Genomic DNA, 11020 nt, shown 5'->3' with positions numbered 1-11020 from the left:
GCGAGGACCTCCGGCCCTACTCGGCTTCGTCTGTCGGGGCGATGATGGGGGAACTCGCGGTTGTGGAGGTCCTACTGTGGACGCTGTCGAACTGAACGCCCCGGTCGTCGTCGGAATCGACGGATCCACTGGCGCATACGCGGCCGTCAGCTGGGCCGCCAGGGAAGCCCAACTCCACGGGTGCGCGCTGCACATCGTCTCCGCTCTCGGCGACTCCAGCCCATACGGGGATGGGATCCGTCCACCACCGAGCTATTTCGCCGACCGGGATCGCGCGGTCCACGCCCACCTCGACGAGGCCGCCGCGATCGCCCGCACCACACGCACCGCGACGTCCACGACCGAGATCACCACCAGCGTGCTCGATGGGCCGGCGCGACCGGCCCTGCTCGAAGCGTCGAAGTCCGCCCGGATGGTCGTCGTCGGAAGCCGCGGATTGGGCCAGATCACCGCGGCGCTCGCGGGGTCGGTCGCCGTCGCGCTCGCCGCACACGCCCACAGCCCCGTTGTCATCATCCGTGGCCATTCAGGGCAGACCTCCGGGACCGGCGATGTCGTCGTCGGGGTGGACGGAACCGAGAACAGCCTGCCGGCTCTCGAGACGGCGTTCGAGGAGGCCTCACTGCGCGCGACCGGCCTGGACGCGGTCCACACCTGGTCGCCGTTCACCTTGTCCAGGGCGTTCGACGACCAGCTCGACCTGCCGTGGGACGAGGTCGAGGCGGCCGAACAGGCGGCTCTCGCCGAGAGCCTCGCCGGTTGGTCAGAGCGCTACCCGGCGACCTCGGTGACGCGGACCGTCGTGCGCGGGAGATCGGCCGCGGAACTGCGGGACCGGGCGGCAGGCGCGGAACTGCTGGTGGTCGGCAGCCACGGCCGGGGCGGCTTCGCGGGCATGCTGATCGGCTCGACCAGCACAGTGCTGCTGCACACCGCGGACTGCCCGCTCATGATCGTCCGGTCGTGAGCGAAGAAGGTCGTCGACTTCCCATGACCAGCCCCCGACATAGTGGACCTTGGTCACTATCGCGGGCTGGACCCAACGAGGTGTGATGGTGACGTGGTCAACGCATTCGCACACTACGACGGGGAATCGTCATGACAGTTCTGGTCGTCTATGCCAGCAAGCACGGCGCAACGGCCGAGATCGCCGAACGTGTCGCGTCGACTCTGTCGGCCTCCGGTCGGGCCGCCGAAACCCACCCGGTCGACGCCGTCGGTGATCTCACCGGCTACGAGGCGTTCGTCCTCGGTTCCGCCCTGTATTACGGACACTGGCTCAAGCCGCTGACCAGCTTCGTCCGGAACCACTCCGAGGAACTCGCCACCCGCCCCGTGTGGCTGTTCAGCAGCGGCCCGCTCGGCACCGAGACCACTGAACCGGATGGCCACGAGAAGGTCGATGAGGCCGAGTTCGCCGAGGTGGAGGACCTTCGCAAGACGGCGCACGCACGCGACCATCGCGCCTTCAAAGGTGTCCTGGACCCTGGACGACTGACCGTCGTCGAACGGACCATCCGGCGGCTCCCCGCCGGGCGCCGACTGCTCCCCGCAGGCGACTTTCGGGACTGGGCTGAGATCGACGGCTGGGCAGGGGAGATCGCTCGGGACCTGTCGCGGGACTCGCCCGGCTCGGGCCAACCAGGCGATTGACCGTCGTCCACCGACCATCGATACTGGGAAAACACACCGGCGAGCCCGACCAACGGCGGAGATCGAGTGATGTACCACGCGTCCCCGCTCAGAGCGCGAGGAGGGGCCTGTGGAAGGCATCGCACATCCCGAGACACCAGGGTCCGACCCCGCGGAGGGCGAAGCAGTACTCGAGCGCCGCGGTCTCGACCGCCTGATCGCGGTGCTGCGCCACGACGGCTACCGGGTAATAGGGCCGACCCTTGACGACAACGCCATCGTCCTGCGCGAACTCGAGTCCGGCGATCGTCTACCGGACGGGTGGGGAGTGACTACCGCGCCCGGGCTGTACCGCGTGCACCGGCGGGATGACGCAGCCGTCTTCGGGCATTCGTCAGGACCGCAGTCCTGGAAGCAGTACCTGCATCCTCCGCGTCGCCAACTGTGGTCGACCGATGGCGACGGTGATTTCGAAACCCCTCCGGACGAGGAGGTGGCATACGCGTTCCTCGGCGTTCGGGGCTGCGACCTCGCCGCGATCCGCGTCCTCCGGAAAGTGCTGTGCGAGGGAACCCCCGCCGACGGCCGCACCGCCGCATTGTTCTCGCGGTTGTTCATTGTTGCTGTCGACTGCACCGAGCCGGGCGGGGTGTGCTTCTGCGCATCCATGGGTACCGGGCCCGGCGCCAACGGCGAGTATGACCTGCGGTTGACCGAACGCCTCGGCGACGGCGGGCCACGCTATCTGGTCGATGTTGGGACCAGTCGTGGAGCCGACGTGCTGGCCCGGGTACCGCACGGTACCGCCGCATCTGAGGAAGTCGAGCGCGCCGCGCAGGCCGTCTGCGCAGCAGCAGAGCACATGGGCCGGCACATGCCGGACGTCGACCTGCGGGAGCTGTTGCGCACCGCCCGTGATGCCGAGGTGTGGGACGACGTGGCTTCCCGATGCCTGACATGTGGCAATTGCACGATGGTGTGCCCCACGTGCTTCTGCACCACTGTCGAGGACGTCACGGACCTGTCCGGAACGCATGCCGAACGCTGGCAGCGCTGGGCCTCGTGCTTCGAACCGGAGTACTCGCACCTGCACGGCGGCGACGTCCGGGAGTCCGGACAAAGCCGCTACCGGCAGTGGATCTCCCATAAACTCGGCACCTGGTACGACCAGTTCGGCTCGTCCGGGTGTGTGGGATGCGGACGGTGCATCGACTGGTGTCCGGTCGGCATCGACATCACCGAAGAGGCCGCACGTCTCACCGGCGCCCTCCCGACAATCGGCCCGGACCCTACCGAAGGATCGGGATGAATCATCCCGCATCTGAACCGAACCCGCGACTTGCCGGGCTGGATCCGGAACACCTGCAGACCCTGCTGGGGTTGTCACGGCTTGTCCAGTTCGCCGCAGGCGAGCACGTGTTCCGTGAGGGTGACCTCGCTCGTCGCCTCTGGCTGGTGCAGGACGGCAGGGTCATGCTCCACACTTACGTCCCCGGACGCGGTGACGTTCCGATACAAACGCTCGGCGCCGGCGACGTGCTGGGCTGGTCATGGCTGACCGCACCGCACCGGTGGCATTTCACCGCTACCGCGCTGTCGGAGGCGCGGGCACGTGAGATCGATGCCGCGATTCTCCACGAGTCGAGTTCCGCCGATCCGGCGTTCGGCTACGCCGTTGTACGCGCGTTGTCCGGCGCCCTCGTCGATCGCCTGCAGGCCACCCGGGCGCGACTGCTGGACCTGTACGGCGAGCCGGATTCTATACCGCGACAAACGAACCCAGCGGCGCGGTGACGACATGGCCCCCGCGTCGGATCCGATGGTGCCCACCCGGTATCGGGTGGGCGACAGAACGACCGAGACCCACGACTCCGTGACTCTCACTCTCGTTCCGGTCAGAGCGGCACTGCCCACCTTCGATCCGGGGCAGTTCATGATGCTGGCCGTCCCGGGAGTCGGTGAGGTCGCGATCTCCATCAGCGGAGACCCGGCGGCCCCCGAACTGCAGCACACCGTCCGTGCCGTCGGCGCCGTCAGTCGCGCAATTCACGACGCACCCGTGGGGTCGGCGCTCGGCGTTCGCGGGCCATTCGGCACCGGATGGGATCTCGGTTCATGCGCGGGCCGCGACGTGGTGATCGTGGCCGGGGGCGTCGGGTTGGCGGCGGTGCGATCCGCTCTGCTGGCAATCCTTGCTGGACGTGAGGCATATCGCCGGGTGGTCCTGGTGGTCGGTGCGCGTAGTCCCGATGAGTTCCTCTTTCGCAGAGAACTGGACGCGTGGGGCGCTTCGGGGGCCATCGATCTGGAGATCACCGTCGACCAGCCGACCGGCGACTGGGACGGTCCGGTCGGGTTCGTGACCGAACCGGTCGGACGGCTCTCTCTCGACCCGGGACGGACAACCGCCCTTTTGTGTGGGCCGGAACCGATGATGCGATTCGCAGCACGGGTACTGATCGGCAAGGGGGTCGCCGCTGAGGATGTCCGCGTATCGCTCGAGCGGAACATGCAGTGCGGCATCGCGTTGTGCGGTCACTGCCAACTCGGGGAACTCCTCCTCTGCCGCGACGGCCCCGTCGTCGACTACGCGACCGCAGGGCCATTACTCCATGTTCGGGAGCTGTGATGACGAAACCGATTCTGGCGGTATGGAAGTTCGCCTCGTGTGACGGATGTCAGCTCTCACTGCTCGATTGCGAGGACGAACTCCTCGCACTGTCCGAAAAGATGACCATCGGTTACTTCCTCGAGTTCTCGAGCGCGACCGTGGACGGACCCTATGACCTCTCACTCGTCGAGGGTTCGATCACGACCGCTGAGGACATCGAACGCATCCATCGAATCCGGGAACAGTCGAGGTTTCTGGTGACGATCGGGGCGTGCGCGACGGCCGGTGGGATCCAGGCGCTGCGCAATTTCGCCGACATCAAGGAGTTCACGGAAAGTGTCTACGCCTCACCCGAGTACATCGACACCCTCGCGACGTCCACTCCGATCGCCGCTCATGTGCAGGTCGACCACGAGCTACGCGGCTGCCCCATAGACCGGCGCCAGCTACTCGAGGTGCTCACCGCATTTCTCGCAGGTCGACGACCCGACACTCCCAACACCAGCGTCTGCAACGAATGTAAACGGCGCGGCTTGACCTGCGTCATGGTGGCGGACGGGACACCGTGCCTTGGCCCCGTCACCCACGCCGGCTGTGGCGCGCTGTGCCCGGCGCACAACCGCGGCTGCTACGGGTGCTTCGGACCGATGAAAGGGCCGAATCTCGCCTCGATGGCCACCTGGCTGCGCATCTGCGGCATGGACGACGCGGCCATCCACAGGGTGCTGGCCACGTTCAACGTCGCCGCACCCGAGTTCATATCCTTCACCCACCGCGACACCGACGAGCAGGGGACGGTTCATGGGTGACGAGGACAGACGCCTGATCGTACGTGCCCTGGCTCGCGTCGAAGGCGAGGGCAGGCTACGCATCTCGGTCCGAGACGGCCGCGTCGAACGCGCCGAGCTGAGCATCTACGAACCACCCCGATTCTTCGAGTCCTTCCTGCGCGGCCGCGACTTTCGAGAGCCGCCGGACATCACCTCACGGGTATGCGGAATCTGTCCGGTCGCATATCAAGTCAGTGCGTGCAACGCCATCGAAGACGCTTGCAACGCCCCACCCGACGACGCAGTTGTCCGGCTGCGCCGACTGCTCTACTGCGGGGAGTGGATCGCCAGCCACGTGCTGCACATCTTCTTCCTGCATGCCCCGGACTTCCTCGGCGTCGCCGACTCGATCGCGCTCGCACGCACCGAGCGCGCACATCTGGAGCGGGGATTGGCCCTGAAGAAGGCCGGTAACGCGATCCTCGAGCTGCTCGGCGGTCGTCCGATCCACCCGGTCAACGTGCGGGTCGGCGGCTTCTACCGAACGCCCACCCGCGATGAGCTCACACCCCTGCGAGAACAACTGCGATACGCACTCGACGACGCATTGGACACCGTCGCGTGGGTCGGCCGATTCGGTTTCCCCGACCACGAACTCCCGTACGAGATGATCGCCTTGAATCAGCCCGACCGCTACGCCATCGAGTCCGGCACTGTGCACACCTCGACCGGCACCGAGTTCCCTGCCACCGATTTCCCCGACCACGTCATCGAACATCAGGTACCCCACTCCACTGCGCTGCACGCGCGGCTGGACGGACAGCGCTTTCTGGCCGGACCACTCGCACGGTATTCACTCAACAACGCGCATTTGTCGGTAACCGCACGCCAGGCCGCCGCCGCGGCGGGACTGGGTGATCAGTGCCGAAATCCATTCCGCAGCATCGTCGTCCGAGCCGTCGAGGTCGTCTATGCCGTCGACGAGGCACTCCGGCTGATCGATTCCTACGAGCGGCCGACACAGCCGGCCCGTGAGATGCGTCCGCGGGCAGCGGCAGGCCACGGGGTCAGTGAGGCCCCACGCGGCCTGCTGTACCACCGGTACGATCTCGACGACAGCGGCGTGATTCAACGTGCGGTGATCGTCCCGCCCACCTCGCAGAATCAATCCGCGATCGAACACGAGCTCGCCGGCGTCATCGAGCGGCACCTCGATCTCGACGATGCTGAACTGACATCCCTGTGCGAGCGGATTATCCGCAACCACGACCCGTGCATCTCCTGCGCAACACATTTCCTCGATCTCACAATCGACCGACGATGACGGCGGTACTCATTGCTCTGGGCGACGAGTTCCGCCGCGACGACGGCGTGGGCCCGGCAATAGCACGTGCACTCCGCCGTGGCGGCCTCCCCGCGCAGGTCCTGATCTCACAGGGCGATCCGGTTGAGTTGATCGAGTCGTGGAGCGGCGCCGCTGTCGCCGTGGTGCTCGACGCGCTGAGGATGGAGTTTCCGCAGCCCGGTCGGGTCCACGTCCTGGATCCGGCTGATCTTGACACCACCGCCGCCACTGGCACCCACGGATTCGATCTGGGCGCAGCGATCGCACTGGGACATGCGATCGGTCGTATGCCGGACAGGTTGGTGATCATCGGCGTGGAGGTCGCTGACATGGCACACGGCCCGGGTTTGTCACCCGACGTCGCGCGTGCCGCACCGATCGTCGCTCGCGCAGTGGTCGACACACTGTTCCCGGGGAAAGACGTTCCGCTGTTGTCCCCAGGGGCGTTGGTCAGAGATTCGGGAGCGGCGCCGACCACAGCAGAGTCGTCCCTCCGGACCCCCCCTCTCGACGGTGATCGATCCGTTGCTGTCGATCGCCCGAGATGCAAGATTGTTGAGGCCGCTGCGGCGAGCGTCGGCCGAGATACCGATCCCGTCGTCCGTCACCTCGATGGTGAGATCGTCGAGGACGCTCACCGAGATGGTGACCGCGGTCGCGGAGGCGTGCCTGACCACATTGCTCAGGGCTTCCCGTAGGACGGCCTCCGCATGATCGGCAAGGTTCGGGTCGACCACCGACAAAGGCCCGGACATATGAATCGTGATGCGCAGTCCGGCATCTGCGGTCGTCTCGGCGATCACCTCGTGCAGTCGTCGTCGGAGCCTGCCCGCCCCCTCGTCTCCAGAATGCAGATCGAAGATGGCCGTCCGGATGTCCTGCACGATCTCCTGGAGGTCGTCGATGGAGTTCGACAGTCGCCGCTGTACCTCGGTCGACTTGGCCCGTTGGTGAGTGCTCTGCAGGGACAGTCCGACCGCGAAGAGGCGTTGTATGACATGGTCGTGCAAGTCGCGGGCGATTCGATCCCGGTCGGCAACGACATCGAGCTCGCGCATCCGCCGCTGCGTGTTCGCCAGCTGGAGTGCGACCGCCGCCTGGTCTGCGTACGCGGCCATCAACGAGAGTTGCTCGGGATCAAACTGCTCCCGCCCCTCGGCGCGCAGGACGACGAGCACCCCGGCGACCGAATCCTGCGCGCGCAGGGGAAGCACCATTGCCGGTCCGACCTGCTCGGAGTCCTCGAACCCCGGGTCGAAGGCGAGTCTGTCGACCAGGAACGGCTGACGAGTCCTGAATGCCTCACCAGAACTCGATCCCTTGAGTGGGATCTTCGTACCGACGACTGCATCGGAGAGCGCGCCGTTGGAGACACTGACCACGAGCCTATCGACCTCGTCGGCGGGCAGGTCCGGATCGTCGGGAACCGCCAGGAGGACGCTGTCGGAGGCGGTGAGCGTTCGTGCTCGATCCGCAACCGTCTGGAGAACGTCTACGGGCGCGCCGCCGGCGAGCAGCTGGGTTGCGATCTCCCTGGTGGCCTCGAGCCAGGACTGTTTGATTCGCGATTCCTGGTACAGACGCGCATTGTCGATCGCGATTCCCGCTGCCGCGGCGAGTGCTTCGACGATGACCTCGTCGTCCGCGGTGAAGACCTGCCCGCCCGACTTTTCGGTGAGGTACAGATTGCCGAATACTTCCCCCCTGATCTGAATCGGCACGCCAAGGAAGGTCCTCATGGGCGGGTGGTGCTCCGGGAAGCCAACGGAGCTGGGGTGAGCCGTGAGGTCGTCGAGCCGAATGGGTTTGGGCTCCTGGACCAGCAACCCCAGCACTCCGCGCCCGCGGGGTAGGTCACCGATGAGTGTGTGGGTCGCCTCGTCGATGCCTTCGTAGATGAAGGCGACGAGGTCATCGTCCGATCCGCGGACACCGAGGGCGCCGTAGCCGGCATCCACGAGGCCGATCGCCGCATGCACGATGGAACGGAGGGTTTCCTCGAGGTCCAGCCCCGACGCGACAGCGAGCATGGCATTCATCAGTGCATCGATGTGATCCCGCGCATCGACGATCTGCTCGATGCGGTCCTGAACTTCGGTCAGAAGTTCTCGCAGCCGCAGTTGGGAGAGGGCGGACAGCCTCGGAGGGCCCTGTCCGTCGCCGGTGCCGGGTTCGCCAGGCGTCACCTGGCCGATTCTTCCACTTGACCGGGGCGAATAGGCGTACTCAGCCCGATCACCCGTGCCGAGGCGTCATCTTCGCGGCCAGTACGGCGGCTTGGGTACGCCGTTCGATGCCCAGTTTGGTCAGCAATCGGGAGACGTAGTTCTTCACGGTCTTCTCGGCGAGGAACATGCGCGCGGCGATCTGCCGATTGGTCAAACCCTCGCCGATCAAGGACAACAACACCTGTTCCTGATCGGTCAGGCTCGGCAGGGGATTGGGGTCCTCGTGCATCGACCGCAGCCTCGACATCAACGCCTCGGCTGCGCGCGTGTCGAGCAGCGACCGGCCCGTTCCGACGTCGTGAACGGCCTTCGCCAGTTCCATTCCCCTGATGTCCTTGATGACATACCCATGCGCGCCCGCCAGCACCGCGTCCAGCATCGCCTCCTCATCCGTGTACGAGGTGAGGATCAGGCAGCGCAACTCGGGCATCAAGCACATGAGCTCCCGGCACAGCTCGATTCCATTGCCATCGGGCAGGCGCACGTCGAGCACAGCGACGTCGGGGCGGACCGTGGGAATCAAGCTGTGTGCCTGCGCGTAGGTGGCGGCCTCACCCACCACCTTCAGGTCGGGGTCCACCTCCAAGAGGTCGCACAACCCCTTGCGCACGACCTCATGGTCGTCCACCAGAAACACGGTGATCATGCGGTACCTCCCGCCAGCGGCGACGTTCCTCCACCGTACGACAACGGATGGTGCGCGGACCGGTCGAAAGGTCACCGAATCCGACGACAAAGGTCTCTTTCCCCGAACGGACAGCGAACTAGTCTGATCTTCGAACCGTGAGGGAGTCACCATGCCGGACCCGCGCCCCAGTCCATCGCCTGCGCGGTGTGCGTCCTCGGTCACGATCAGGGAGTTGGGGCCGCACGATGCGTCCGAGGTCCAGGCACTGTACGAATCGCTGGACGACCACGACTCGTATCTACGGTTCTTCACCACTCGGCCCGGACGACTGAACTCGGTGGCCGAGCAGGCAACGCGGCACGATCCGGCCCACTGCGGTCTCGGTGCGTTCGAGTCCGGCGTGCTGATCGGCGCGGCGAACTATGTGATCCTGGATGATCCCTCGACAGCCGAACTCGCCATGGCGGTCGAACACGGCCATCAGCAGCACGGTGTGGGATCCGAACTGCTGGCACGGCTGACGTGCCTCGCGGAGCGAAACGGCGTCCGAACATTCATCGCCGAGGTACTCGCGGTGAACCAGACGATGCTCCGTGTGATCGCGGAGTCCGGGTTGCCGACAACTCGACGGCGGGAAGGGTCGGCAGTACACATCGAGATCAGGCCCCCCGAGTACGGTGCATCGACCTGATTGCATCGGATACGTCGATCAATCGATGCTGAGAACTTCGATCAGGGGGCGACGTGGGGTTTCTGGGACGGAAGCGGGTGCGCCCCCCGTGCCGACGCGGATCAGGATCTGAGGCGTACCCACTCCCGACACCAGGCCCCGGATGAGTTCGCGGCTCTGCCTCACCTCGGTGAGGTGGGTCAGGGGGCAGGTCGCCAGCTGACGCACGGTGGCATCGAGAACAATGGCGGAGAATGCCCTTCCGCTGGCAAGCCATTCGGCTTTCGTGTCGGAGTGTGTGCTGAGCAGAAGCACGCTCGACTCATCGGGCCCTCGTGACTGCGTCGATTCGCTCCTCATCGGCGTCGGGAAGGGGCGTCCGGCCGCGACATCGGCGCTCTCGGAGGCGGTGGCCAGGGCGCCCGACGGAATTCCCTCGTCCGGCCGATCGTGCCCCGCCCACCAGTGGAGTTCGGCTTGGTATCCGGCTTCGTACCGCCTGGCCGCGGCACTTGCCTGGGTCGCCGCTGCCAGGGCGCTCCTTTCCTGTGGTCCGAGCGCGTCGAGGTCTACGCCGTACTGCGCCGCGAGATCCTGGTAGCGATCCAACTGGCCGAGGAATGCAGGCGGGGGAGGAGCGAAGGGCCGTCGGTCGCTGCGCCGGCGCCGGATGGCCGTGAGCAGGTCGAAATCGTGGGATTGCGGGTGCGCGTCACGGTGAAACAGAAGCGACGCGAGGGGCCCGGGCGGCTCCCGCCGGGGGAGTATCGTCACCTCACTTCGCCACCGTAGCGAGGTCATCGCGATCTCGAGGTGATGTAGGGCGGCGCCACAACTGATCGCGAGCTGACGGCCCGAGGGGTCGGCTTCACCGAGCAGGCGCGAGCGGTCGCCGAAGAGGTCCAATCGACCGCTCGAATAGTGCCAGCGCCAAGGCTGGCTGTTGTGCAGAGATGGCGCGCGACAGGCCAGGTCGACGGCAATCTGGATCACGTTCGCGTCAGGAACGGTCGTGTTCACTGTTGCCTCCGTGCCGGTCGAGGTGGGCGAGATGTGTCGGCGATGCCTTCTGAGTACGAGTCTCGTCAGGGTCCCGTGGTGTCCGTAGGGCCGATGGTCATCAATCCCGGCGCCGG

Annotated in this window: 10 protein-coding genes and 2 pseudogenes; 9 read left to right on the top strand and 3 right to left on the bottom strand. The window is 66.2% G+C overall.

Annotated features, from left to right (window positions below):
• Positions 1-76: 76 nt before the first annotated feature.
• The 8 genes and pseudogenes from ABIC28_RS17825 to ABIC28_RS17790 all read left to right on the top strand — a co-directional run.
• Positions 77-967, top strand: coding sequence for a universal stress protein (locus tag ABIC28_RS17825; RefSeq protein ID WP_097209687.1), 891 nt, complete (start codon positions 77-79; stop codon positions 965-967).
• A gap of 131 nt (positions 968-1098) precedes the next feature.
• Positions 1099-1653 carry a flavodoxin domain-containing protein gene (locus ABIC28_RS17820; RefSeq protein WP_097209686.1) on the top strand — a complete coding sequence of 185 codons (555 nt, stop codon included), beginning with the start codon at positions 1099-1101 and terminating at the stop codon, positions 1651-1653.
• A 109-nt stretch (positions 1654-1762) separates the two neighbouring features.
• Positions 1763-2941, top strand: coding sequence for a 4Fe-4S dicluster domain-containing protein (locus ABIC28_RS17815; protein ID WP_502945038.1), 1179 nt, complete (start codon positions 1763-1765; stop codon positions 2939-2941).
• Entirely contained in the window at positions 2938-3426 is a 489-nt protein-coding gene (locus tag ABIC28_RS17810) for a Crp/Fnr family transcriptional regulator (RefSeq protein ID WP_097209685.1), read from the top strand. Before ABIC28_RS17815 ends, ABIC28_RS17810 begins: the two co-directional genes overlap by 4 nt.
• Positions 3427-3430: 4 nt before the next feature.
• Entirely contained in the window at positions 3431-4261 is an 831-nt protein-coding gene (locus tag ABIC28_RS17805; RefSeq protein WP_354580124.1) for an FAD/NAD(P)-binding protein, read from the top strand.
• Positions 4261-5052, top strand: coding sequence for an NADH-quinone oxidoreductase subunit B family protein (locus tag ABIC28_RS17800; RefSeq protein ID WP_097209683.1), 792 nt, complete (start codon positions 4261-4263; stop codon positions 5050-5052). Before ABIC28_RS17805 ends, ABIC28_RS17800 begins: the two co-directional genes overlap by 1 nt.
• On the top strand, positions 5045-6337 hold the full coding sequence (locus tag ABIC28_RS17795; protein ID WP_354580122.1) for a Ni/Fe hydrogenase subunit alpha: 1293 nt from the start codon (positions 5045-5047) through the stop codon (positions 6335-6337). Before ABIC28_RS17800 ends, ABIC28_RS17795 begins: the two co-directional genes overlap by 8 nt.
• Positions 6334-6702, top strand: a pseudogene (locus ABIC28_RS17790) (hydrogenase maturation protease); the annotation flags it as partial. The gene ABIC28_RS17795 and the pseudogene ABIC28_RS17790, both read left to right, overlap by 4 nt.
• Before the next feature lie 106 nt (positions 6703-6808).
• Here the strand turns inward: ABIC28_RS17790 and ABIC28_RS17785 are convergent.
• Positions 6809-8544: pseudogene (locus tag ABIC28_RS17785) on the bottom strand (GAF domain-containing sensor histidine kinase).
• 49 nt (positions 8545-8593) lie between these two features.
• Positions 8594-9232 carry a response regulator gene (locus ABIC28_RS17780; protein WP_097209679.1) on the bottom strand — a complete coding sequence of 213 codons (639 nt, stop codon included), beginning with the start codon at positions 9230-9232 and terminating at the stop codon, positions 8594-8596.
• 214 nt (positions 9233-9446) lie between these two features.
• Here ABIC28_RS17780 and ABIC28_RS17775 point away from each other — a divergent pair, with 214 nt between their 5' ends.
• Positions 9447-9905 (top strand): GNAT family N-acetyltransferase, encoded by a 459-nt coding sequence (locus ABIC28_RS17775; RefSeq protein ID WP_181320849.1) that lies wholly within the window; start codon positions 9447-9449, stop codon positions 9903-9905.
• Between the two features lie 18 nt (positions 9906-9923).
• On the opposite strand, the gene ABIC28_RS17770 is transcribed toward ABIC28_RS17775, so the two are convergent.
• A complete protein-coding gene (locus ABIC28_RS17770; protein ID WP_354580119.1) occupies positions 9924-10904 on the bottom strand; it encodes an Acg family FMN-binding oxidoreductase in 981 nt (326 codons plus the stop codon).
• Positions 10905-11020: the final 116 nt, after the last annotated feature.

Source organism: Rhodococcus sp. PvR044, assembly GCF_040548995.1.
Taxonomy (GTDB): Bacteria; Actinomycetota; Actinomycetes; order Mycobacteriales; family Mycobacteriaceae; genus Rhodococcus_G; species Rhodococcus_G oryzae.
Note: the sequence above shows the minus strand (reverse complement) of the source record. Positions and strands in the feature narration are given on the sequence as shown.

Excerpts from the sequence above, each read along its gene's own strand:
- ABIC28_RS17820 (WP_097209686.1), top strand. The coding sequence starts at position 1,099 with ATGACAGTTCTGGTCGTCTATGCCAGCAAGCACGGCGCAACGGCCGAG.
- ABIC28_RS17810 (WP_097209685.1), top strand. The coding sequence starts at position 2,938 with ATGAATCATCCCGCATCTGAACCGAACCCGCGACTTGCCGGGCTGGAT.
- ABIC28_RS17805 (WP_354580124.1), top strand. The coding sequence starts at position 3,431 with ATGGCCCCCGCGTCGGATCCGATGGTGCCCACCCGGTATCGGGTGGGC.
- ABIC28_RS17800 (WP_097209683.1), top strand. The coding sequence starts at position 4,261 with ATGACGAAACCGATTCTGGCGGTATGGAAGTTCGCCTCGTGTGACGGA.
- ABIC28_RS17795 (WP_354580122.1), top strand. The coding sequence starts at position 5,045 with ATGGGTGACGAGGACAGACGCCTGATCGTACGTGCCCTGGCTCGCGTC.
- ABIC28_RS17780 (WP_097209679.1), bottom strand. The coding sequence starts at position 9,232 with ATGATCACCGTGTTTCTGGTGGACGACCATGAGGTCGTGCGCAAGGGG.